Here is a 22,525-nt window from a genome sequence, read left to right as displayed (position 1 = left end):
GAGCGGACAAGGTGGCGCCCTAGGACTGCCGGCGCTGTAGGCGCCGGCCGGCAGCGAGGGTCAGCCGGGCGCTACGGTCTCAGCAGTTTGCGCACATCCGCCTCCCACTGCTTGCGCTCGTCAGGTGGCGGAATGGAGGCCTCCACCTTGCGGAGCCGGCGCCAGAGGTAGACCAGCCCGGCGAGGTTGATCAGCAGAACGGCCCAGGCGATCACGGCAGCGGCTCGCGGGACAGGACGACGCGCTCGCGCGCCAACTGGGCGACGTAGCTGGCGGCCTGCGGTGTCACCACGCCGCGGAAGGACTGCAACAGGTTGCCGTTGGCGTCGTGGCTGTAAACCCGGTGCATTTCGGTCAGCAGCCCGGCACTGTCGAGCCGCGTGGCCTGGGTAAACAACGTGTCGGCGAGCGTCGCGTCGGTCTGTGCCTCCACGTCCACGTTGCAGATGAAGCTGGTGAGCATGGCCAGGTCGTCGGTGTTCACGTTGGCGAGGAAATCGGTGTAGCTGATGGTCATGGCGCTTCCTAGAGCCCGACGTTGGCGAGCAGGGTTTCGTGGTTGAGTTGCGCTTCCAGCGTTTCCGCGTAGGTCTGCGCGGTGATGGAAATGGCCCCTTGCCGCCACACGTAGCCCACCTGGCCCGTCGTGTCGTAGTAGCCCTGGCCGTAAGCGGTGCCGTCCGTCGTGGGCTTCCCTGCGCCGCTGGCCCAGCCGCTCGGCAGGTTGTCGGCGTTGATCACCGTGCCGGCCGGCGGCACGTACTTGGCCCATCCGTCGAGCAGGGTCGCGGTACCGGCGAGCACGTCGGACAGGTGGATGGTGCGCGTCGTGTCCACCGTGGCGATCGGGGCGGCCGTGGCGTCGTCGAGCACCGGCACGCCGGCCGCGTCGATAAGGTAGGCCCAGCCGCTCATCACCAGGTTCATGCCGTCGTTGCTGTTCTGGGTGAGCACGACGCGGCAATAGCCCTGCTCGATCTGGAAGTCGAACACGCGTTTTCCGGCGGGGCGGTTCGGGATGGTGTCGATGGGCGTGACCATGCTGGGCCTCACTTCTTCATGATGGGATTGTGGGAATAGATGCGGTGCGCCGGGTCGATGCCCGCCGCGTAGCTGCACCCGCCCAGGTGGATATGCGAGACGGGCTGCGGGCCAATGCGCTCGACCTCCGTCACCGTCTCGATGCCGCGATCCGTCACGACCTGCCGGCCCTTCATGTGCGGCGCCCATTCCAGGCTCCCGTCCGGGAGGTCGAACGGCGTGCTGGCGCTGCCCTCCCAGACCGCGCCGGCGTCCGTGGTGAGCCGCACGCACTCGACCACGCGCCGCTCGACCGAGTGCAGCACGCGCTGGAACTTGTGCAGGCCAAGGCGCGGCAGGTCGAGGCAGTCGAACACGTCGCCTTCGCGAGCGTCACCGGCGCGCAGGCCCTCGGCCACGAACATGTGGTCGCAGACGCAATCGCCAGAGCCGCCGCCGCTGCTCGTTCCGCTAGTTGGGACCGTGACCTGTCCCGCAACCACGATGTCGTCGTAGGTCTGCAGCAGCGTGTTGATGTTCTGGGTCGCCAGCCACGTCTGCGTGCCGCCTGTAGGCCCCGGGTCATGGCAGTAGATGTAGTAGGTGCTCCCAGGTGTAAGGCCGGTCACGGCGTTGGCGACTGCGTTGTAGTGCGGGGCCGCCGCGCCCATGTAGTAGTAAAAAGCGTTGATCGAAACGGCACCGCTTGACGAAGCGCTAAGCGCAGTCGTAGAGCGCACAGCGCCGAAGTTGAGCGTGAGGCTGTTAGGGGCGTTTAGCTGATTGCCGAGCTTTACCCCACTATCCGGGATGACAAGCCGGTTGCCGTAAGTCGTCTGGTCGTCCAGGTATGGCGTACACACCGCCCCCCGCTCAAACTTCACGCGTGAGGCGCGAAGGTACACCGCGCCTCCACTGGCATCACGGGTCACATTTTCAACAAAGATGCGGACCTTCGCGTACGTCGTTCCCGCCGGTGGGGCCAAGTTCTCCAGCTTTCCGACCACGACGCCAGCGGTCGAACTGCCTCTGAAAATGCGTGCCGAGCGGGAAATAAGGTTCTTCGAAGCGTCGTACCACTCAATATCCGCCGAGGCATCGCCCGTCGCGAACTGGCGGTCGATCGCATAGGCGATCTGCACCGAGTACTGTTCGCTGGCGCTAGCTCGGATGAAGTCGCTGCTCGCGATCGCCGTATAGGCCGAAGTCGCTGAGCAGACATTTTCGAGGAAGGTTGGGAAGTAAACTGGCCCGTACAGGCCTGTACTTCCTGACGACCACCCGGACCCGGAGATAGCCCACCCGAGGAACCCCGAGGTCGAGTATGCGAGCGCGAAACACGGGTTGGCGATGGCGTTCTGCGACGGCGCGTACATGCCCGTCTGCTGTGCCGGGTCGTGGATCGCACCATAGCGGTCAGCACCATCAGGCACTTCATCGAGCGAGCTCGGGAACAGCGTCATGCTGAAGTAGTCGGTGCTGTAGGTCCCTGTCGTGTGGTTGGTGGCCACGGCCGCCGCTGCCACGTAGGCGGCACCGGAAGGCGCGGAGGCAACCACCTTCGACAGGGTGTTGCCCGTGGAGCCGGTGACCGCATAGCCCAGGCTCGGCGGCAGAGGGTTCAGGCTTGCGTCGAACCATTGCAACGCGCAGGCGCAGCTACCGTTCGCGCTCGAGGCCTGAATCAGGCACTGCGCCATGACCTGCTGCCCCATGACCACCGGGCGCAGGCTGTCGTTGTACATGGTGGCGGTGGGCGTGCCGGTGTTGCCCGTGCGCACGCCCTTGCCGCCGGTGATAGCCCAGCCCACCCCCTTGTTGCTCCAGCCCGTATCGCCGGCGGCGAACCGTGGGTTGATCACCACCGGACCCACGGTGTCCTGGCTGTTGTCGGCGCCGTTCTGGACAATCTTTCCCTGGCTGCTCACCACGTCGCTGTAGCCGCCGAACACGTCGCCGAAAGCCACGGTGCGCACGCGGTAGTAGAACAGCGCGCCGCTCGTCTCCGGATCCGTGAAGGCGGTGGCGCGGATGCGCGCGCGCTCGTTGAACCCGGTGGTGGGCGAGCTGCTGCGTTCGATCGAGTACTCGACGCCCGCGGCTTGGAAGGTGCCGGTGGACCAGCTCAGGTGGACCCCATCGGCCAGCGAGGTCGCGGTGATGAGTACGACCGTGGGCGGGATCTGCGCGGCCGCCACCTGGTGCAGGGTGCTGCCCCAGTCGCTCTTGGCGCCGCACTCGGAGATACCGCGCCACTCGAACTCGTAGGTTTTCTCCCGGTCCAGCCCGTCGACCAGGATCTCGCGCATGGCCGGAAAGAGGCGGCTGTCACTCCAGGCCTCGGTTCCCTGCTCGCGCCAGCGCACTTCGATTTGGGTAGCAACGGACTTGGCCATCAGCGTCGCGCCGCGCGGCCGTTGAGCGGCACGCGATAGATGCCGGATGAGGGCGTCCCGCCAAAGCCCGGCTGTGGGTAGATCACCCCGGCATCATCCGGGGCACTGTCGCCCACGCGGATGTTCACCACCGGGATCTCGGGCGGCTCGCACCATGGCTTGCCGGTAATGGAACTGACGAAGGTGGGCGCCGTGCCTGTGCCGGCGGCCGGTACCGAAGGCGCCGCATCCACGCCGGTGATCTTGGCCGTGAGTTCGTTTTGCGGCTCGATGCGCTGCACGATCAGCGGCATGGTGACCAGGTTGCGCTCACCCACCACGGCCAGGTCACCGATCTGCACGTTGGCCGGCAGCGCGGCGGCCAGCACAAGGTCCTGCACGTCACCGTCGCCGGTGGTGGTGATGTTCACCACGGCCTGCACGGCATCGTCCGAGCGCACCTGAATTGCGTACAGCTTGCCCGCCTCCATGGGCACCACGCCGGCGAGGGTCACCGTCAGGCGGTCGCCCGAGATGCTCTTGACCCGGGCGCTACAGACGCCCCACTCCACCACGTCGCTCGCGACCGATACCAGGTCGCCGCGCTCGCACACCAGGAATTCCACGTCCGCCATCCAGGTGTAGACGTTCTGGCGCTGGGCGGACGCTTCGAGGTGATAGGTGGCCAGCCGCCACACCGGCGTCGGATCGCTGCACATGCGCAGGTCCATCTTCTCGAAGCGCGTGGCGTTGGTCTTGTCGTAGCCGCCGGCGTAGACCACCAGCTCGTCCTCCTGGTTGTTCGCTTCCGGGTTGATGAACTGGCAGCGCAGGGCGTGGGGTGGGTCGAAGAACGCCCGTTGCCCGCGGAAGTCCCAGCTGTTGGCGGGCGTGAACATCTGCACCGGCGTGGACTGCGCAATGTCCCGCACGCAGCTGTAGCGGCCGTTGCGCATGCCGAAGGTGGCGCGCCCTCCCGCCAGCACGTCCTGGGCCAGGTCGAACAGCGACCGGCCGCCCTGCTCCACCTGGTTGTAGCCGTACCCCATGGCGTCGCAGTCCTGCGCCCAGGCGATGATGGCGTCGAGGTCCATGCGGTCGGCGCTCACGCGCCGCGCGACCGCCTGCTCCGGCGCCGAAGTCAGCAGCCAGTGGTAGATCCACGCGTTGTTGGAGGTGGCGACATCATCGACCCACACCTCGTTGACGTGGTCGTAGACGGGGATGCGCTGGCTGGCCACCACACTCACCGTGCTCACCACGCTGTTGAGCTGGTCGGTGGCACGGATGCGCAGGGCCAGCTTGTTGGTGCCGGTGGTGCTCGCGCTGGATGGGCTGATCGAGCGCAGCACGGTCCAGGTCATGTCCGAGTAGTCGCTGACGGTCGTCGCGCTCCAGCTGGTGGAGACGCGCCGCACGAGCACCTCGTACTGCCCGGCGGCAGGCACCTTCCAGCGCAGACCCACGCGCAGCGTGCGGCGCGCGGAGCCGGTCACGGTGAAGTTGGTGCCGTCGCTGGCGATGGTGGAGGACGATGGCACCAGGCCATTCGCCGCGGCTGCACTGCTCCAGGCGCTGTCGCCGACCTTGCGGTAGAGGATCGAGACCGACACATAGCCGGTCACGTCGCGCCCCTTGCTGTCCACCCCGAACAGGCCAGAGGGGAACTGCAGGTCGATCGACAGTTCGTTGGCACCCGTCTGGCTGGTGCGCGTGTCCGAGGCCGCATCGCTGTTGAGGTTGGTCCCCACCTGCAGCTCGTACACGTCGTGGGTGAACAACGTGGGGGTGGTGCTCACTTCCCAATCCACGCCGTCGTAGTTCGCGATGGGCGTCTCGCCGATCTTGATGTCGGAGACATCGAGGGTGCCGGGGCCGAGGTCCAGCAGCATGCGCAGGAACTGCTCGTCACCGCAGATTTCGGTGTACGGCAGCGCCGCGTGGGTCGGATAGAACCGCACGGTGCCCAGCACCAGCGGCACCGGAGAGTAAATCGTCGCCCGGTTCTGCGTGCCGGTCAGGGCGCTCAACGGGTCGAACGCGTCACCGTTCGCCCCGGGCGCCTTGGGCATCGGCGGTGGAACGAGCAGGTTAACCACCGTGAAGCCGTAGGCGAGGATCTTCAGCGCAGTGGCAAAGTCGCCGGTCCAGTAGGCATAGACGATTGCCACGATCACCACGACGACCTTCAGGAGCTTGTTGTTACTGCCCTTCGGGTAGGCCGTCACGTGCAGGCGTTGCCCGGCCTTCGGCCGCAGGCAGGGCCAGAGCGACCGGGGAACCTCCTCCCCGCCGAGCTCGACACGCAGGTTGTCGGCGGCGCCATCGCCCAGGATCTGTGCGATCGTCTGCCCGGCCTTGGCCTCGGCGTAGTAGGTGTCCCGCTGTAGCGGGTGCGGTCGCGCGACGACGCCGACCAGGGCAGTGCTGCCGTCAGCCATGGCGGTAGAACCCCTCGATGCGGTTGCTCCAGCGCGGGCAGTCGAACCGTTCCACGACGGAGGCGTACCCCGACAGGGCGTGCAGGAAGCGGCTGCCGGATACCGCAACGCCGCAGTGCCACGGACGCTCGGCAATGCGCAGAATCACCAGGTCACCGGTGGCCGGACGAGCGACCTGCCGCCAGCCGGCAGCAAGCCCCGCGGCCACGGCCTGGCCGATACGTTCCCAGTCCTCGCCGTCGCGATAGGCATCGCCGTAGTCCGGAAGGTCCACGTGAAACACATCGCGCTGCACCATGCGCACCAGGCCCCAGCAATCGGCGCCGGTACGCGCCCTGCCCTTGTCCATGTAGGGGATGCCCACGTAGGGCGCCACCCAGGGTGGGGCCGCGCTCACAGGAACAGCCCCGGCGAGTTGGTGGGCGTGTAGCACATCGCCGGCACCTGCTGGTTCAGGATGTCGTCCTCGAAACCCAGCGTGGCGTTGATAACCAGCACGTCATAGGTGGCGTTCTTCAGCGAGAAATTGAACGGCCCGGCCTCGACGGTATCCGGGCTGCTGGCCAGGATGACCTCCATGGTCACCTGCGGCACGCCGCTGATGGTGCGCAGCAGGCGCAGCACTTCGCGGTCGACGTTGTCCACGACAATGTCGACCTGCGGCAGCTGGTCCTCGCGCTGGTCAGGCAGGCGCAGTTGCATGGGGCAAGGGTTGTAGGTGCCCGCGCTGCGCACCACCGGCTCGCTGTTGTTCACCAGCCGCTGCGTGGGGATGTCCGGATGGGTGATGGTCAGGCAGACCAAGAACACCTCGCCGGTCTCCTGGGCGAACATCGCCCGCATGGCATCGATGCTTACCGGGTTCATGGCAGGCGCTCCAGTTGCAGGCTGACCTTCCAGCGGTTGATGGAGCGATCAAGGAAGGCGCCGGACGGTCGCTGGATGAACCGGTAGCTGGCCGCCTGGCCAGTGCGGAAGTCGGTCCAGTCGAACGGCAGCGCGTCCTGCAGCGTGTTCTCGTAGAAGTCGATCAGCGTCTCGTACTGCGCCTGCGTCAGCTTCAACGAGCAGTTGAAGGGCGTGACCACAGCGGTGAAGCGACGGCGGACCTTGGCCACGCCCGCGTCCATATTGCTGCGCACCACGTTGCTTGCCGGCTGGTACGCAGCGCCGCTGTTGGCCTGCGGGGGTGGAAGCGATGCGGGCCAGGTTGCGTTCGGCATGGTCAGCCCCCCGCCGGTGCATAGCTGCGGGCCTGGCGCCGCAAGCCGAAGGCGCCGGCGATGGACTGGCCCAGCGGGCCACCGCGGGCTACGTCCTGCGAGGCCGCGGCGAGGAACGCATCGAGCACCCACCGCCCGTCGCTGTCCTGACGGGAGTCCACGCGGTCGCCCGGCTCGGCGCGGTTGATGTTGATGATCGGCGCCTTGCCGTCTCCGCTTCCGCCGTAGGTGCGCGGCGTGCCCACCGGGCCACCCTGTGCGAAACGCGGCAGGCGCATGGCGTTCAGGTCGTCCATGAAGCGCTGGCCGTAGTAGTTGGTGGCCTGGGCCGTGATCACGTTCTCGCCGTTGGACAGGCGCGCGATCACGTCGTCGCTGGTGCCCGTGCCCGGGCCGCTCACGCGCCCGCCCGTGGCATAGCCGCCACCCGAGGCGCCGGCGAAATCGAAGCTGCCGCTGAAGCTGCCGTCGCTGCCTATGCTGCTGTACTCCGCGGCCGACCCGCCCAGCGACGAGAAGCCCGAGGCGCCACCGCCACCGATCCAGCCGAGCAGCGCGCTTTCGGCCTTTGCCCACAGGGCGCGCGCCACCATGCGGGCCAGCATGTCCTCGAAGTCCTTTTCCACGTTCTTGAAGCTCGCGTGGTTCCCTCTTGCCCATGCCACGGTGTCGTCCATCAGGTCGGAGTACATCCCGCCCAGGCCTTCGCGCACCGTGCCGGCTACGTCCTCGGCCTGGGTCTTGAAGTCCTCCAGCGCTGCACGGGCGCCATTGCGCCAGTCGCCCATGGCCTCCTTGCGCTGGTTCCAGTAGCCGACCTCGCGCTGCGTCTGCTCGCGCTCCCACTGGTCGATCTCCTCCATGCCCTGCTTGTACTGGGGGGAGTCGAGCGCGCCGGCCTTGCGGTACTGCTTGGTCAGCTCGTCGCGACGGGCATCTGCCTGGGAGCGCAGCTGGTCGCGGATCTGCGCCTGCTGGGCGTAGTCCTGGCCGTGGCCGATGCTGGCGATGTCATGCCCGGCCGCCACCTCGCGCGAGCGCTGGTACGTCTGCAGCGACAGCGCAACCTGCCGGTTGATCTCGAGCAGTTGCCGCTGGGCGGCCAGGTGGTCGTTGTCGGCCTGCTTGCGCTGCGCGTCCGCGTCCTGCTCGGCCTGCGCACGCTTGGCCTCCACGTCGCGCAGCTGCTGCTCGATGCGGATCTGCTCGGTCGCGTTGCCCTTGTGCTGGCGCAGCGCGTCGGCCTCCTTGGCGAGGGAGGCATCGAGTTTCGCCGCGTGCTCATTGATCAGCTTGACGCGCTGCTGGTAGTAGTCCTGCTCGTCGATCAGCCCGGCGCGCAGTTCGCCCTCCAGCGTGCGGCCGCTGTTCGCGTAGATATCGTCAATCTGCTTCTGCGCGGTGCGGAAGGCGTCCACGTCGGCCTGCAGCGAGGCGCGGTCGACGCTTGCCGCGGCCTTGTTCGCGTACTTCTTGTCGACCGCCGCCAGCGCCTCTTTCTGGCGCGCCTCGAACTCGGCTCGCCGGTTGGGCGCTGCGGCGATGTCCTGCTGCGTACGCTCGTTGATCGAGGCGATTTCCCGGGCCTTGGCCTGGTCGCTCTTGGCCTGTTTGAGCAGGTTGTCGAAGAACGTGTCGTCGTCTTTCAGTGTGCTGGTCGAGCGGTCGCGCTCCGCCTGGGTGCTGGCGAGCACCCCCTCGAACCAGGCGCCGGCCGCGCTGCGCTGCTTGGTGGCCACGGCCATCTGAATGGTGCCAAGGTCCCCGGCGAGCAAGGCGTGGTTGCGGTCGCCGGGCGTGCGGGCCGCGGCGAGAAGCTGCGCATCGGACAGGCCGCCGAGCTGCGGCGAACGCCGGCGGATGGCGTCCAGCTGGCGGTTGGCCTGGGCCAGGTCGTCGGTATTGGTGCTGCCATACACGGCCTCGCGGCCGTAGCGCTTGGCCGCGTCGGCGGCCGCATCGATGGCGTCGGCCACCTCGCGCCAGGCACGCCCCAACAGCGTCAGATGCTCGCGTTGCTCGGCCGCCTTGGCGGCCACGTCCTGTGCGAGCGCGGTCTGCGCGATGGCGGCGGCAGCGGAGGTGTCGCCCATCTCCTGCAGTGCGCGGATGTTCTCGTACTCGGTGGCGGTCAGAAAATGCAGCTGCTTGTCTAGCTCCTGCGCAGCACGCAGCGGGTCGTCCTGCAGCGACACGAGCGCCGCCGCGGCCTGCTGGATGCTGCGGCCGGTGACCTGGGCATAATCGATGGCCGCCTGCCCAGCCTCCTCAAGGCGCTCGCCGCTCACGCGGCCGGAGTCGACCAGCAGCTGCAGGGCGGTGGCGCCATCGCCGCGGATGGTGGCCGCCATGGCGCGCACCTGACCGGTGGTCACGCCAGCCGACTCGCCGGTGGCGATCACCGCCCGATCGAGCGCCAGCGCCTCGGCAGCGCCCTTCCCCGCCTCCACGCCGAACAGCGCCAGGCCCGCGACCGTGGCCCCCACTACGGCGCCGACGCCACTGAAGGCCAGCTGCATCAGACCGCTGGCGTTGGCCAACGTCAGGAAGCTCTGCTGCGCGCGACCGAACTGGCCCGTGGCCAAGTCCTTGACGATGTAGCCAAGCTCCCGCCGCGCGTTGGCGTTGTTCAGGCTGAAGCTATGCATCGCCTCGCCCGCGGCAGTGATGCGGTCGCGGCTGGCGTCGATGACGCTGTTGAAGTGGCGGTAGTCGTCCGTGCCCAGCACGCCGGCAGCGTGGAAGTCCTTCAGCTGCTGTTGCTGCACGTCCAGCCGGTGCAGCGCCGCCACGGTCGGGTCGATCTGGCCGACCAGCTTTTCCAGGTCGTCGCGCTGCTTGGCGATGCCCTCGGCCTGTGCGGCCGCCTGCGCGGCGCGTTGCTCCTCCTGCATCATGCGCGTGGCGCCGGCCATGGCGCGGTTCTGCGCCTGCACCAGACGGTCCAGGCCCACGGTGGCGCTGGCGGTCGCCTGGGTGCTGCGCTGGCTCGCCTCGCCGGCAGCGCGCTCGGCCTCGGCACGCTCGCGTGAGGCCTGCACCATGGCACGGATGCGGGCGGCCGCCTGTTCCGCGGTTTCGCCGGCGGCATCGGTGGCGGCGGTCGCCTGCTTCTGCGCCTCAGCCATCGCGCCGGCCGCTTCGGTCACCGCCTCCTGCGACTTCTCCAGCGTGTCGAGCGCACCGGCATTGTCGAGCAGCGAGGCCTTCATCTGGCCATCGCCGGCGACTTCGAGCTTTACGCGCAGGGTGTTCTCGGTGATCACGGGTCAGGGCTCGCGGTGCGTTTCTGCTCGGCTAGTTCGGCCCATGCACTCAGCAGGGCCTCCTCGATCGTGCGCAGGTCATCCAGCAGGTCTGCCACCTCCATGGCGTGGATGGGATCGCCCGCCGGCGCGCTGGCCTTCCAGCGCGGCAAGTACAGGTTCAGCGTCGCGATGCAGGCGCTGTAGTCGAACCCCGTGACGCACGCGAACCCGGTGCGCCACTGCGTTTCGCATACCTCGTAGGCGGCCATGGCCGGCCGGCACTCGGGCAGCACCTGCGGGCGTGGGCAGTCGGTACCGCATCCGCCGGTCAACCGGCATTGCCGGCAGTACGCCGGCAGGTCGGTGTCCGGGTAGAGCGCGTCCAGGTCCCACAGCCGCTCCTCCTTGCCTTGCGCGTTCGTTACGCCTGGGCCGGCACCGGCAAGCCAGCGAGCCCAGGCAAGGAGTTTTTTCCGCGCGCTCCGGTGCTGGCCTCCACCAGGCCGGCGAGCAGCACATCGCGCACCAGCACGTTGTTGAGCAGCGCCTGCAGGTTGTCCGGGGTAAACGGGATCTCCGCGCCCGAGGGGTCGGCGATGCCCTTCCAGCCCTTCACGCGCTCGCGCAGCTGGTCGTCGTCGGCCTTTACGCGCGCCTCGGTCAACGCCTGACGCTTGGAAGCGTGGTCGGCGGTGTCCAGTGCGCCCTCGACTGGCATCAGCTCGGCCATCTGGCGGGCGTACTCCCGCAGGGCGGCGTCGCGCTGCTTGAGCTCGTCGCGGGTGAAGGCCCGGTACTCGACAACAAAGGAGGCGGCGGCCGTGCCGCCATCCTCCTGCAGCTGGTCGATCGACAGCGGCCACCGCACGCGGCCGTCACTGGCAAAGCGGAACATGGCGAACCCTTAGTTGATGGTGGCGAGCGGCGTCTTCAGCGTCGCGGTGACGCCGATCTCGCCGGTGGTACGGTGGCCAGTGAACGAGGCCTGCAGGCGCACCCCTTTCGGCCCCGGCACCGTGGGGGTGGTGGTGGCAAACACCAGCGCCGGGATATTGATCTCCAGCGACTCGTTGCCATCGGTACCATCGCCCGTGCCCCGGGTGAGGGTGAGCACCAGGCTGCTGTCCGTATCGGCCAGCGCCGCATCCAGCAGGCCGGAGTCCTTCAGCAGCGCCTCCACCGTGCCGCTCACGGTCAGCAGGCCCTCGGGCAGGTCGCCGCGGTTGCCGTTGCCGCCGATGACGTAGGTGTCCTCGTCCAGGTTGTTGCCGATGGTGAAGTCGAGCTTGGTCACGTCCAGCGGCAGTGCACCACCGCCGAAGACCAGCGAGGCGGTGAGCGTGCTGAACGCCGCGTGGCCGGTGTCGTCCGGCGAGGCATCCAGCGGCGTACCGCTCTTGCTGTAGCCGCTGCCGGTGATGGTGGGCGTCACCTGCATGAAGCCGCTCGGGCCCACGGCAAACTGCGCCTGGGCGATGCGGCAGCCCGTCAGCCGCACATAGCGGCTGGCCGCGGTGAAGGCCGCGCCCAGGTCGCTTTCGAGCGTGAAGCTGGGCGGCAGCGCGGAGGCGCCACTGGCCGCCACGCCGAACACGTGGGTAGTGACGCCGGTGGCGGTGGTACTGGTGGGCGCGCCGAGCAGGTGCTTGAGCAGAAAGCCGATCGTCTGCGGCGCCGCATTCACCTGCAGCGTGCCGCCCACCGTACGGTTGCCGGCCACGCTGCGCGCGGCGCCGCGGAAACCGCTGATGGTGTCGTCGGTGTCGCGCTGCTGGTCCGCCTTCACGTTGTTCTGCACGAACGGCAGAATCACGGCGCTGGGCGAGGCCGGCGGGGTGGCGAAGCTGTCATCGGTCACGCCGATCAGGCGGACGTTGGAGCCGCGTACCTGGGGCATATCAGTGCTCCTCGCTCAGGGTGTCGGTCGGGGTCGGAGCCGTGGCGGGCGCCTCCGGGGTCTTGGCGTCCGCTTCGGCCTTCGCCCTGGCCTCCGCTTCGGCTTTCGCCTTGGCGGTGGCAACTTCGCCGCGTGCGGCCTTCTCGTCGGCGGCCGAGGCGAAGCTCATGCCCTTGGCGTCAACCAGGCGCACGGCCTCGGCCGCATCCACCTTGGCGCTGCCGCCGCGCTTGATGCCACCGATGGCGAGCACGCCCGGGCGCGCGTCCTTGGGAAAATGCACGGTGTAGCTCTTGGCTTGCTCGCTCATGGCGTCCTCGTGATGTCGTACTCGGCGTGGATCCGGGCAGCCCAGCACTGCATGGGGTGGCGCACGCCCTGGTCGGGCATCCACTCCTGCAGCCAGGCGCCATTGACGCCACCGGGCTGCGGGTTGCGCAGGCACAGGCGGGCGAAGATTTCCGGCAGCTGGGCGCGCTGGTCGGCGGCGGTTTCCCGATCCTGCTGCTGCCACAGCAGGCATACGTCCAGCTCGCTGGCGAAACCCTGCGAGCTGTGGCCGATCACCAGGCCGCTGTCCTCGCCCGTGCCCCAGCCGGAAGCGCGGCCGTCGCCCTGCTCCATGACGAAGCACGGCAGCAGGTTGGCCCCGATCTGCTCCCACGGCGTATTGGCCCGCAGCACGCGCGTCACCGGCGTGCCGATAAGCGCCTCGATATCGGCGGCAAACTCGTTGTCGCCACCCTCGAGCAGGGCGCGTAGTGCATCGGTAAAGGCCTTTACGCCCATGCGTGCAGCGCCCCCTCTACCTCGCGCTGGATCACCATGAACGGCTGCGCGGTTTCCACGCCATCGTCCATGTAAGGGCGCGGCGCCCCCTTCATGCGCATGCGGTGCTGCCCCTTGCCGGCCCACTCGCTCACGTAGCCGTTGTGGATAGCGCCGGCATAGGTGGCGGTGTTGAACACGTAGCCTGTGGGAAAGGCCACCTGTTGCTGTTGGTTGCGCAGCAGGTTGCCGGAGCGGCGCGGCACCGGGTACGACCACGGCGCGGCGCTGCGCGCGCCGTTAAGGTTGGCGCGGACGGCGGTGTTCACTGCCCGCACGGCAGCCGTCAGGCCACGCCGAAGGCTGGCGTCGAGCGCCGCGACTAGGCTGCGCATGCGCTCGCTGAGCGTCACGGCGCCACCTCGCTGATCGGCGGGTAGCGGCCGGTCTCCACCATGCCGCTCGCCAGGCCGCTGCCCTCATACACCACGCCGTCGTCCACGCCGCTGGCGCGCAGCGCCTCGCCCAGCCAGTACGTGGCGTTCTGCAGTGCCTCCGCGGACTTGCGGCGCAGCTCGGCGAGCAGCGTCGCCTGGTCCTTGTTCATGCCAGCGCTGGCGCCAGCCTCCACGAACGCATAGCGGCGGCGGAACAGCTCGGCGCTGGCGTACTGCACCTCGGCCTTGGCGGCGCAATCGTTGGCGTAACTGTCAGCGGCGAGCGCGGCATACACCGGCGCGCCCATCTTGGCTTCTACCCAGCGGCCGGCATTGGCGAGCACGCGCGCAAGGTAGCCCGTGGCCGGGTCCGACCAATCGCCAGGCGCGCCGAACTGCTGGGTATTGAAACCCTCGTCCAACACGTCGTTGATGGAGGCCTTGGCCATGCGCCCTCGTCTGAAAAAATGCCGCTCGGTGATGTGCCGCGCGGCAAGGCTTGCGGCGGAGTGAGGCTTACTGGAACAGCACGCGTGCGACCTGGTCGGTGTCGCCGATCGCCGCGTTGGTCTGGAACGTGCCCACGTAGTCGTTGGCCCGGGCGTAGATGTTGCGGGCGCTCTCCAGGCTCAGGTCCTTCCAGTCCGCGCGCTTGAGCTTGCGTCCCGGCAGCACCAGGTAGTAGCCGTTGAGGCTCGCCGGGATGTGCGTGGTGGCGATCACCGCCTGCACGCGCACCGTGATCGGCTGCATGTTCGCCTGGTAGGCCACGATCAGGCTGCCGGCGCTGGCGGTGAGCATCTTGGTGATGCGGCCCACCTTTTCCGGCGCGCAGTAGATGACGAAGCCCGCGTTCTGGCCGGCGGCGTAGCCCTTGTCCTTGACCGCGCGAAGGATCTGCGCGGAAGCCTTGTTGAGGGTCACGGTGTCGTCGGTGTCGAACGCCACGTTGACGCCGGCGGACAGCGCGCTCAGCAGGTTGTAGTGCCACTCGGCCTTCTTGTCCCACGCCTTGGCGTTGAACTCGGCCACGGTGTCCGATACCGCCCACCACTTCTGGAACCGCAGCCAGTCGTCGAGGATGCCCACGCCGTCGGCGAAGGTGCACACACCCACGCTCATCTTCGAGTCGGTCACCCCGCGGCGGATCTTCACCTCCTCACCGGCCTTGCGCTGGGTGAAGGTGATGCCCTGGTTGGCGTCCAGGATGTCGAAGCTGTCCAGCGTGGAGCTGCGCATGTCGACGAAGTCGAACGCCTGGGTATAGCCCAGGTCCATCTCCGGCATGTTGGTGTGGAAGAACTCCACCACGCGGTTGCTGGCGTCCACCAGGTTGGGGTTGTCGCCCGGGACGGCCCACTTGGTGGACAGCGCGGCCTTCACCCGCTCGGCCGTGGGCACCACCAGGCTGCCGCCGGGGCCGCCAAACACCTTGATGCCCGAGTCCTTGTCCACCTGCAGGCGCGGCGTGCCGCCCAGCTCGAGGAACAGGGATGGCAGGCTGAACTCGGTGTCGATCGCCTGGCGCAGCGCCTTGGTCAGCGCCTGCTCGTCGGTGATGGTGCCGAGCTTGCCGAAGTTGCCGAAAGTACGCATGGGTGCTGGCTCCGAATCAGGCCGCGAAGGCGTTGAAGGCGATCAGGCCGGTGGTCGCGTCGCCGGCGGCGGACGCTTCCAGCGCGTAGCCGATCAGCGTGTTGGCGGTGGCCACGTTGGTCACGACCTTGTTGGTGTCGTCCCAGTACAGCTTGTCCAGCGCGGCCCAGGCGACGGCCGCCTTGGGCGCATCGCTGATCTCGGCTTCGTAGGTGAAGCCGTTGATGGCGTTGGCGTCGGCGTTGTCAGTGGGAATGAGCACGTGCCCATTGCTCAGCAACGGGGTGTGGGCCAGCGTGGCCACGGCGAGGGCCAGCTGCAGCGTCTTGATCTGCGAAGCCGGCGAGCGAACCTGCAACATGGGTGTTCTCCTTTGCGCGGCTGCGCGTTACGCGGCCGCCAGGGCCGGGTTGTGGATCGGGGAGTCTTCCGGCGCCTGCTGCGATCCCAGGGCGCCCTGGTTGGTGTTGGCGCCCTTCATGCCGCCCTGGCGGTTGGGCACGCGCTTCTCCAGGCCCTTGTGCACGGCCTTGAGCTTGTCCACGCCCATGTTGGCGTAGAAGGTCTTGGCCTCCTCCACGTCTTCCGGCGCATCGCCGACCACGCCGAGCTGGCGCTCGGTGGCGATCACGTCCTCGATCAGCGCGGTCTTGTAAGCCTTGGCGTCGGCGATGTGCGCCTTGAGCTGGTCCGGGTTGTCCAGCAGGCCGGCATCGGCACCCAGCGCGGTCTTGAGCGCGGTGAGCAGCGTGGTGTTTTTCTCGCCGGACGCGGCCTTGGCCTGCAGGTCGGCGATCTGTTCTTGGGTCAGGTCCATGGTCGGCTCCGGGTGGGTATCGTTGGAACGGGGTGCGTTTTTCACGGCGCGGGCGCCGGGCTGCGCGCCCAGCCACACCAGCGACATCTCCAGCGCCTTGCCCGGGCCCATCCAGCGCCGGGCAGTCAGCTCGCGGCCGTCGCGGTCGACGATCGGCACGCGCTGGCGCGCCTCGAAGCCGATCGACACATCGCCGGCAATGCCGGCGTCCTGCTTGATCAGCAGGCTGGCGTTTTCCGGGGTCTTGGCGAAGAACGCGCGAGTGATCAGCACCTTCGCAGTCGTGCGGTCGGGCGGCAGCTGCAGGTCGGGCTCGCGCAGCATCGTGCGCAACTCCTCCAGCGGCATGGTCTTCGTCTCGGCCGCGAACACGCGGCCCTCCGCAGGCCCACCATCCCCTTCCCAGCTGGTCGGGTGGATGATGTACACGCCCTTGCCGGGAATGGTGCGGGCGAAGTCGTCGAGCAGGGACTCGTCGAAGACCTCGTTGTCGCGATCGATGCAGTTGTGCGCGAGCACGTACTCGCGCACTTGCAGTTCCTCGGCCGTGAACTCGCGCAGCGTGAACGCGTTGATTGCCGCCAGCGTCGCCTCGTCAACCGCAGCAGCGGCCTTGATGTGCAGCGCGAGCGACTTCTGCTGCGGCTTCACTTACGCCGCACCTCGGCGGCCGGCTTGAGGTTCGCCACGCGCCACGCGGCCTGTTCGCCGCTCAGTACGCCGTGGTAGTCCGGATGCTGCCAGGCGGGCGGCGGCGAAGGCTTGCCGGCGGCTTTCGCCGCCGGTTCACCCTTCCTGCCATCCGCCCCCGCAGATTCGGTGGTTTTCGTGGAACTGCCGCTCAGCTGATCACCGCCCTCGCCGGCGTCGTCCAGCGCCTTCAGGCGCTCGTCGATCGCCGCGAGCAACGTGGTGCGGTTGGCACCCTTGACCTCGGCCGCCTGCAGCTGCACCAGCGTGTCGCGATCCAGCTCGGGCAGCCTCGCGGTGATGTTGGGCACCGACTGCGCGAGCTGTTCCAGCACCTGCTTGTCGTCCATTGTCCGAGGCCTCTGCATGCATGGCATGGTCAGTAGGCCCCATCACACAACCGGCTAGCGTTACGCCTCCATACTGTGGGCGAAACAGTTACACCGCTTCCGCTGGCGGGTCGGCCGGTTCGACCCCGCAGCGGCAATTCGGGTGTGTGTCCTCCATTGGCAGCGGACCATCGTCGATCTTGTATGGGCCAACCTCCTTGAGCGAGATACACACCGGGCAGGCGTCAGGCGCGGTGTCGATGCCGTACCAGGCATACCCCAGCCCCTTGAAGCCGTCGCGCTGGCCACGCGCCTGCGCCAGGGCGATTTCCGATCGCGCCAGGCGCTCCCAGTCGTAAGCCTTGTCGCCGAAGCGCTTGCGCAGGCCGGCGGCCACCTCCAGCGGGTTCTTGCCGTCGTAGGCGCCCTGCTTGAGCTCCGCCACGATCTGGTCCCAGTACGTGCGCGTGGCCGTCTCGCGGAACTGCGGCGCCTCGCGCTCGTGGATGCCGGTGGTGGCGCGATCGCGGGCCTCGGCGACCACCTGCGCGGCCTCGGCGGTACGGTCCACGCTGCTGGCCGCGTTTTCCACACCGCGCAGCCAGGCTTCGAACACCTGTGCCACGAAGGCGCTCTGCGGGTTGCTGTTGGCGGCGATGAACGCGTCGAGTAGGCCCTGCAGGCGAGTGAGCAACGCCTCGGCGTCGAACGCGAACAGCAGCTCGCCGGTCGACTTGGCGGTCTTCGCCGGCAGGGTGAGCGCGGCCAGCGTGTCGTCCCGCAGCTTGTTCCACGCGGAACGAAGCGTGCTGACGGCCTCACCCTCGATGCGCGGCAGGTTGGGGTCGTCCACTGCCCAGGATTCCACCGGCGCGCCGGTGGCGCCCTTGTGGTGCGTGCAGGCATTGCGCTGCTGCAGGGCCTTGCTGACGGCCGCAGTCACCAGCGGGGAGAGTCCTTCGAGCGACAGCTCCAGCGCGGCGGCCTTGCCGGGTGCGCCACTCGGGTTGGCCGGGCCGGTGTTGTCCCGCGGCGGGTCGACCGCGCCAGGCGGCGGAGCGTTGCCGCCGTTGGCCAGCATCATCTGCGTCTGCGCGTTGAGGAACCCGGCCTGGGCACGCTTCAGCTCGTCGCGCAGGTTCGGCAGGCGCTGCACGATCTGCCAGTCGCCCGGCCGCCAGGTGCGGCCACGGCCGCGCAGCCACGTCTCCACCAGCCGCGTCAGGCCAGGCTTTCGCGCCTCGAACCGGGTCTTGCTCTCCTGCAGCACCACCTCGGCCTGATTGTCGGCCATGCGCTCGGCAGTGGAAAACTGCATGCCAAGCATCCACGCCGGCTGCCCGGTCTTGGCGAGGATCTGCTCGAGCATGTGCCGGGCCGGCATCTCGATGTTCAGCACCTTGCCGTCGCCGCCGATGATGCTGATGGCAATCTCGTCGTCAGCGCCAACGGCGGTCACGAAATCCGCGCTGTTCCCGCTGCGCTTGGCGTTGAGGGCGCCTTGCAGCGTGTCGGCGAGCGCCTTGCGGCGCTTTTCGAGGGTCGTGTCGGAAGACGCCTGCCGGTTCTTGGTCTTGTAGTTCACGTGGAACACCGGGTCACCGAAGCGGTCCCACACCTGCCCCGTCGCGTTGTGCATCTTCAGCAGGATCTGCCCCACGAACTCGATCGAGCGCAGCAGGCTCACGCCGTAGGGCTGGTCGTTCTCGGGGTTGAAGGCGCTGTAGATCAGGGTGCCGGGGTCAAGCAGCGCGTAGCCCTTGCCCTGCAGCACGGAGGCGGCCTGTTGACGCGCGGTGTTGCGCATCACCGTTTCCACGGCATCGGTGCCGTCGCGGCGCCCATGCACGTTCGGCAGCGGCGGCAGATACCAGGTCTCCAGCAGCCCGCTCTCGATGTTGCGGTTGAACAGCACGCCCTTGCTGTCGGCCACACGCAGGCCGATCACTTCGCGGCCCTTGCGGTCGAGCACCATCTCGCCGACCGTGAACCCCTGCTCGTACATTTCGTTGCCCTGCCCCGCGTAGAACGCCTGCAGGCCGCCCTGCAGGTCGCCCACGGGGATGGCGCCGAACAGGTCGCGCTCGATCTCCTGCACCAGCTTGTCGTTGGCGCCCTCCACGCCGAGGATGCCGTCCACCGTCACCAGCCGGTTGATCGCGCCGTCGAGGATGCCCAGCGCCTCGCGCAGCGCCTCGTAGAACCACGGGTTCACCTGGCGCGGCACGAAGCCGTTGATCTGTCCAGTCCACGGCCCCATCGCCATGCCGGCTCGCACCAGCGCACTGCTACCAATGTCGTTGGACTTGCGGCCGAACCACGAACGCGGCTGGAAGTTCATTCCTCGATCTCCGGAAGGTCGACGGTCTGCCCCGCCAGGCTGTGCGTGCTGTCGCCGAGGAACTCGATGCGACCATTGCGGACGAAGCTATGGCAGACGTGCCGTTTCGCAGGCACGCCTTCACCCTGCCACTGGTTCCACTGCTGCAACACCGAGGGTGTCAGCGTAGGGTTGTCGAGGTTGCCGTCGAAACCCCAGCAGTGCTGCTCGTTGATGTGCGGGCTGCGTGTATAGCCCTCGGGGGTCCACTTCACGGTGAGAACGACCCAACTCCCTACGCCGTCGCGAACCTGCGCACATCCGGGGCAACAAAATCGAATGCCGTAGAACGTACCGTCATCGTGGACAACAATCTTGGCTTTGCTCATGCTGCCCGCGCCTCTGCCCCGCAGCTGAACACGTCCACCTCGCCGCCCACCTCGTCGTACAACTTGCGCAGCATCTGCATCCTCCGGGCATCGATGTCGTGGTCGTCTTTCTTGGCGTAGATCGGCCACTTCGTGCCCTGCCGGGCCGTGTGGTTGGTCATGTGGTTGAGCACGTCGGTGTCGTAGGCCAGCGCGTAGCCGCAGGCCTGCATGCGCTGGCTGATGCACTGGGTGGCCCAGTGCTTGGCTGGGGCGCGCACGATGGTTTCCTCGCTGCCGTCATCACGGGCGCGATCGACCAGCGGCTCCCCGTCCTCGCCAATGCAGTCCACCGCGTTGGAGAACTGGAAGCCGGTCATCACCTCATCGAACCGCTGGTCGGCGTAGTCCTCCAGCGTCTGCAGGTCCTTGACCACGACGGTGCCGGCGCTGCCCAGGTCGACGCCCCAGTGAGGGCGGCCGCCGAACAGCTCCTGCAGGCAGTACACGAGCTCGCGCTGGATGTAGTAGTCCATGCCGCGGGCGTGGACGCGCAGCACGTCCTCGAGCTTGGGGCCGAGCTGCTCGCTGATCACGATTTCGGTGGGGTCGTTGGTTTCGCCCAGGTCCGCGCCGGCCCAGTACACGCCAGCGCTCACGCCGGTGATGTGCTCGCGCAGCAGGGCGCGCATCGCGGCGCGGCGCTCGGCGCTGTCGCGGCTGGCGAACGGCGCCAGTGCCACGGTGCCGTCGAACAGCCAGTCGTACTGCCCGCTCTTGCGCCCGCCTTCCTGCATGGCGAACGACACACGGGCCACGCGCACGTGCAGGTCGCCGCGCTGGCGGTCCACGTTGAGCGTGAGCACCCGGTACCGCGGCAGGTCGCACACGTTCGGCAGCAGCAGGTCCCAGCTCCACACCGGGTTTTCCGCCTCGCCCCACTCGCCCAGCACGTTGCGCTTGTAGCCCGGCGTATGCCGGCCGCCGAACAGGCGGATGAACTCCGCATCGCGGTCGGCGCTCCAGAACGGCGCCGGCATGATCGTCTTGGGCCAGTGGAACAGCCGCCAACCCTTGGCCAGCGCGGCGAGGTTGGGCGTGGCCTGCTGGCTGAGCCGGAAGAACTCTGTGCTGCGGTCGCCATCCGGCACGCTGTACACGCGCTTGCGGCAGCCCGGCATGGCCGAGCGCCAGAACTCCGACCACTGCACGGCCCGCTTGAGCTTGGCCGCTTCGTCCATCAGCGCCATGGCATTGACGTGCACCCCGCGGAAGGCTTCGCCGTCGTGCCCGGCAGGGCGGTAGTACACGCGCCCGATGCCGGGCTTTTCGTTCTCGCCAAGCGGAATGGTCAGGAACCGCTGCATCATGTGCGGCGTGCGCTTGGGCTTGAGCCAGAACTGGCTGAGCAGCGAGCCGCTGGCTTTCTCGCCGCCGTCCTGCGCGCCCACCTGCTCCTCGATCGCCAGGATGATCTCGTCCAGGTGCGTCTGCTGCGGCGCGCCCACCAGCATCCACGGCCGGCGCACGGTGAAGCCCATGCACGTGCACTGGCCCCATAGCACCAGCACGGTGATCTCGCGCGTCTTGCCAACCTCGGCGCCGTCCTGGTGCACCACGTCCTGCGCCCAGGCCCGGCAGCTCTCGCGCTGGTAGTCGAAGAACTGCCACGGGTCGCCCGTGCGCGGCTCGATAAGGAACGTCTCCGACCAGCGCACTGGATCCTCGAACACGAACAGGAACAGCGCCTGCTCTAGGTTGATGCCGTAGTCGCCACGGTCCAGTCCTTGCCACGCCCAGCCGCGCGTGGCGAGCCACCCGTCGAACTCGTCCGGCGCATAAACGCCGCGGTCTGCCATCTGCCGCAGCACGTCGTGATCGGCGGTGGGCAGGCGCTTGCCCATTAGCCACCTCCAGGCGGAAGTCGGCGCTGCGCCCGGCTGAAGATGGCGCCAAGCATCGACTGCAGGCCGGCGGTGGCGTCGTCGTCGTCCTTGATCTGCCGGCGCGCCTTGGGTGTGGCCATCAGCTCGGCAAGGTTGATGCCGAGCGACTCGTTGAACTTGATCAGCGCGATCAGTGCCGGGTTGGGTTTGTAGTCGTGCGCGACCATGTGCCCGGCCTGGTCGTATGCCACCACGCCATCCTTGGACACGTGCGGGATCATCACCACCAGCCCGTTCTCGGCGATTTCCTCGCGCAGCTGGCGCAGGAGCTGCATGTTTGCGGCCATTTCGGTGGCGAGCAGCCCGTGCATGCCGTCCATGTCGCCATCGGTAAACGCGCTCATCAGCGCGTCGAGCGCGTGCACGTATACCGTCTTGTCCAGGCAGCTGCTGCCAGCTCGGGTGAGGCCGTCAAGCACCAGGCTGCACGGCGCCTCGGCGCGCTCCGGGTTATCCGGGTGGAAGGGGCACGTGGTCACGCACGGTTTGCCGAACATCTTGGCGATCGACGTGGCGCCCTGGCCAAACTGCGCCCGGTTGATGGCGCTGTAGCGCCCGTGCTTCCAGCCATTGCGGCTGCTGGCGGCCTTGCCCTCGTCCGTCACCGGACCCGTGGACGCCGCGGCGGCGGCGGGCAGGTTGGCGCGGCGCTGCGCGAGCGCGGCATCGCTCATGGTGTACGGGCGCTTGCCGGGCTGGTCGGTGGGCTCGCTCATCGGCCCGGTTTCCCACGCGAAGGTGTTTCGCTTCCATACTGCGAGCGAACCGCCCGGATCACCGTCGCGGGGCTTACCTTCATCCGCTCGGCCACCTCCCGGCAGCTCAGACCTTCCTGGTGGCGCAGGCGCTGGATTTCCGCATAGCGCGTCTGCACCCAGAGCTCCTGCATCAGGCCGGTTCGGCTAGGCACCCACACCTGCCCGTCCCCGAACTCGTCGAGCACAGCCATCAGGTCGGCCAGGCCGATACGCTGCGCGATCACAAGCCACAGCTCCTTGCCGCACCTCGGCTGGTCCAGTTGCACGCTGGCGAGCAACTGCTCCTCGAAAG

At 68.0% G+C, this 22,525-nt stretch carries 25 protein-coding genes; all 25 read right to left on the bottom strand.

All coding sequences use genetic code 11. From position 1 onward, the window contains the following. Positions 1 to 71: 71 nt before the first annotated feature. A complete protein-coding gene (locus VFH59_RS07850) occupies positions 72 to 215 on the bottom strand; it encodes a hypothetical protein (protein WP_325164330.1) in 144 nt (47 codons plus the stop codon). After that, a complete protein-coding gene (locus tag VFH59_RS07845) occupies positions 212 to 517 on the bottom strand; it encodes a hypothetical protein (RefSeq protein ID WP_325164329.1) in 306 nt (101 codons plus the stop codon). Before VFH59_RS07845 ends, VFH59_RS07850 begins: the two co-directional genes overlap by 4 nt. 8 nt (positions 518 to 525) lie before the next feature. Beyond that, a complete protein-coding gene (locus VFH59_RS07840) occupies positions 526 to 1,041 on the bottom strand; it encodes a hypothetical protein (protein ID WP_325164328.1) in 516 nt (171 codons plus the stop codon). A gap of 8 nt (positions 1,042 to 1,049) precedes the next feature. Next, entirely contained in the window at positions 1,050 to 3,416 is a 2,367-nt protein-coding gene (locus VFH59_RS07835; protein ID WP_325164327.1) for a hypothetical protein, read from the bottom strand. Continuing rightward, positions 3,416 to 5,836, bottom strand: coding sequence for a host specificity factor TipJ family phage tail protein (locus tag VFH59_RS07830; RefSeq protein WP_325164326.1), 2,421 nt, complete (start codon positions 5,834 to 5,836; stop codon positions 3,416 to 3,418). Before VFH59_RS07830 ends, VFH59_RS07835 begins: the two co-directional genes overlap by 1 nt. Continuing rightward, positions 5,829 to 6,233, bottom strand: a complete 405-nt coding sequence (locus tag VFH59_RS07825) for an NlpC/P60 family protein (protein ID WP_325164325.1) — start codon at positions 6,231 to 6,233, stop codon at positions 5,829 to 5,831. The genes VFH59_RS07830 and VFH59_RS07825 overlap by 8 nt, the downstream gene beginning before the upstream one ends. Beyond that, positions 6,230 to 6,703 carry a DUF1833 family protein gene (locus VFH59_RS07820; protein ID WP_325164324.1) on the bottom strand — a complete coding sequence of 158 codons (474 nt, stop codon included), beginning with the start codon at positions 6,701 to 6,703 and terminating at the stop codon, positions 6,230 to 6,232. Before VFH59_RS07820 ends, VFH59_RS07825 begins: the two co-directional genes overlap by 4 nt. Then, the gene (locus tag VFH59_RS07815) at positions 6,700 to 7,059 is read right to left on the bottom strand and encodes a hypothetical protein (protein WP_325164323.1); all 360 of its coding nucleotides are present in this window, start codon (positions 7,057 to 7,059) and stop codon (positions 6,700 to 6,702) included. The genes VFH59_RS07820 and VFH59_RS07815 overlap by 4 nt, the downstream gene beginning before the upstream one ends. Before the next feature lie 2 nt (positions 7,060 to 7,061). Next, positions 7,062 to 10,325: a phage tail length tape measure family protein gene (locus tag VFH59_RS07810; RefSeq protein ID WP_325164322.1), complete on the bottom strand. Its 3,264-nt coding sequence runs from the start codon at positions 10,323 to 10,325 to the stop codon at positions 7,062 to 7,064. After that, the gene (locus tag VFH59_RS07805; protein WP_325164321.1) at positions 10,322 to 10,600 is read right to left on the bottom strand and encodes a DUF1799 domain-containing protein; all 279 of its coding nucleotides are present in this window, start codon (positions 10,598 to 10,600) and stop codon (positions 10,322 to 10,324) included. The genes VFH59_RS07810 and VFH59_RS07805 overlap by 4 nt, the downstream gene beginning before the upstream one ends. 128 nt (positions 10,601 to 10,728) lie before the next feature. Continuing rightward, the gene (locus tag VFH59_RS07800; RefSeq protein WP_325164320.1) at positions 10,729 to 11,202 is read right to left on the bottom strand and encodes a hypothetical protein; all 474 of its coding nucleotides are present in this window, start codon (positions 11,200 to 11,202) and stop codon (positions 10,729 to 10,731) included. Between the two features lie 9 nt (positions 11,203 to 11,211). Next, positions 11,212 to 12,204, bottom strand: a complete 993-nt coding sequence (locus tag VFH59_RS07795; protein ID WP_325164319.1) for a phage tail tube protein — start codon at positions 12,202 to 12,204, stop codon at positions 11,212 to 11,214. A gap of 1 nt (position 12,205) precedes the next feature. Further along, positions 12,206 to 12,514 carry a hypothetical protein gene (locus tag VFH59_RS07790; protein WP_325164318.1) on the bottom strand — a complete coding sequence of 103 codons (309 nt, stop codon included), beginning with the start codon at positions 12,512 to 12,514 and terminating at the stop codon, positions 12,206 to 12,208. Beyond that, complete coding sequence (locus VFH59_RS07785) at positions 12,511 to 12,993, bottom strand: hypothetical protein (RefSeq protein ID WP_325164317.1); 483 nt, start codon at positions 12,991 to 12,993, stop codon at positions 12,511 to 12,513. Before VFH59_RS07785 ends, VFH59_RS07790 begins: the two co-directional genes overlap by 4 nt. After that, on the bottom strand, positions 12,984 to 13,385 hold the full coding sequence (locus VFH59_RS07780; RefSeq protein ID WP_325164316.1) for a hypothetical protein: 402 nt from the start codon (positions 13,383 to 13,385) through the stop codon (positions 12,984 to 12,986). The genes VFH59_RS07785 and VFH59_RS07780 overlap by 10 nt, the downstream gene beginning before the upstream one ends. Then, positions 13,382 to 13,858 carry a hypothetical protein gene (locus VFH59_RS07775; protein ID WP_325164315.1) on the bottom strand — a complete coding sequence of 159 codons (477 nt, stop codon included), beginning with the start codon at positions 13,856 to 13,858 and terminating at the stop codon, positions 13,382 to 13,384. The genes VFH59_RS07780 and VFH59_RS07775 overlap by 4 nt, the downstream gene beginning before the upstream one ends. Positions 13,859 to 13,925: 67 nt before the next feature. After that, entirely contained in the window at positions 13,926 to 15,005 is a 1,080-nt protein-coding gene (locus tag VFH59_RS07770) for a hypothetical protein (protein WP_325164314.1), read from the bottom strand. Between the two features lie 16 nt (positions 15,006 to 15,021). Beyond that, on the bottom strand, positions 15,022 to 15,366 hold the full coding sequence (locus tag VFH59_RS07765) for a DUF2190 family protein (RefSeq protein WP_325164313.1): 345 nt from the start codon (positions 15,364 to 15,366) through the stop codon (positions 15,022 to 15,024). A 27-nt stretch (positions 15,367 to 15,393) separates the two neighbouring features. Next, the gene (locus VFH59_RS07760; RefSeq protein WP_325164312.1) at positions 15,394 to 16,473 is read right to left on the bottom strand and encodes a hypothetical protein; all 1,080 of its coding nucleotides are present in this window, start codon (positions 16,471 to 16,473) and stop codon (positions 15,394 to 15,396) included. Next, positions 16,470 to 16,862 carry a hypothetical protein gene (locus VFH59_RS07755; protein WP_325164311.1) on the bottom strand — a complete coding sequence of 131 codons (393 nt, stop codon included), beginning with the start codon at positions 16,860 to 16,862 and terminating at the stop codon, positions 16,470 to 16,472. The genes VFH59_RS07760 and VFH59_RS07755 overlap by 4 nt, the downstream gene beginning before the upstream one ends. An 88-nt stretch (positions 16,863 to 16,950) precedes the next feature. Continuing rightward, on the bottom strand, positions 16,951 to 19,182 hold the full coding sequence (locus VFH59_RS07750; protein WP_325164310.1) for a hypothetical protein: 2,232 nt from the start codon (positions 19,180 to 19,182) through the stop codon (positions 16,951 to 16,953). Next, positions 19,179 to 19,550, bottom strand: a complete 372-nt coding sequence (locus VFH59_RS07745) for a DUF6527 family protein (protein WP_325164309.1) — start codon at positions 19,548 to 19,550, stop codon at positions 19,179 to 19,181. Before VFH59_RS07745 ends, VFH59_RS07750 begins: the two co-directional genes overlap by 4 nt. Further along, positions 19,547 to 21,433 carry a hypothetical protein gene (locus tag VFH59_RS07740; protein WP_325164308.1) on the bottom strand — a complete coding sequence of 629 codons (1,887 nt, stop codon included), beginning with the start codon at positions 21,431 to 21,433 and terminating at the stop codon, positions 19,547 to 19,549. Before VFH59_RS07740 ends, VFH59_RS07745 begins: the two co-directional genes overlap by 4 nt. Further along, positions 21,433 to 22,191, bottom strand: a complete 759-nt coding sequence (locus VFH59_RS07735) for a hypothetical protein (RefSeq protein WP_325164307.1) — start codon at positions 22,189 to 22,191, stop codon at positions 21,433 to 21,435. The genes VFH59_RS07740 and VFH59_RS07735 overlap by 1 nt, the downstream gene beginning before the upstream one ends. After that, a partial coding sequence (locus tag VFH59_RS07730) for a helix-turn-helix domain-containing protein (RefSeq protein WP_325164306.1) occupies positions 22,188 to 22,525 on the bottom strand: 338 nt, incomplete at its 5' end. The genes VFH59_RS07730 and VFH59_RS07735, both read right to left, overlap by 4 nt.

The organism is Frateuria sp. (genome assembly GCF_035695185.1).
Taxonomy (GTDB): Bacteria; Pseudomonadota; Gammaproteobacteria; order Xanthomonadales; family Rhodanobacteraceae; genus Frateuria_A.
This window is presented reverse-complemented; position numbering and strand designations above follow the sequence as displayed.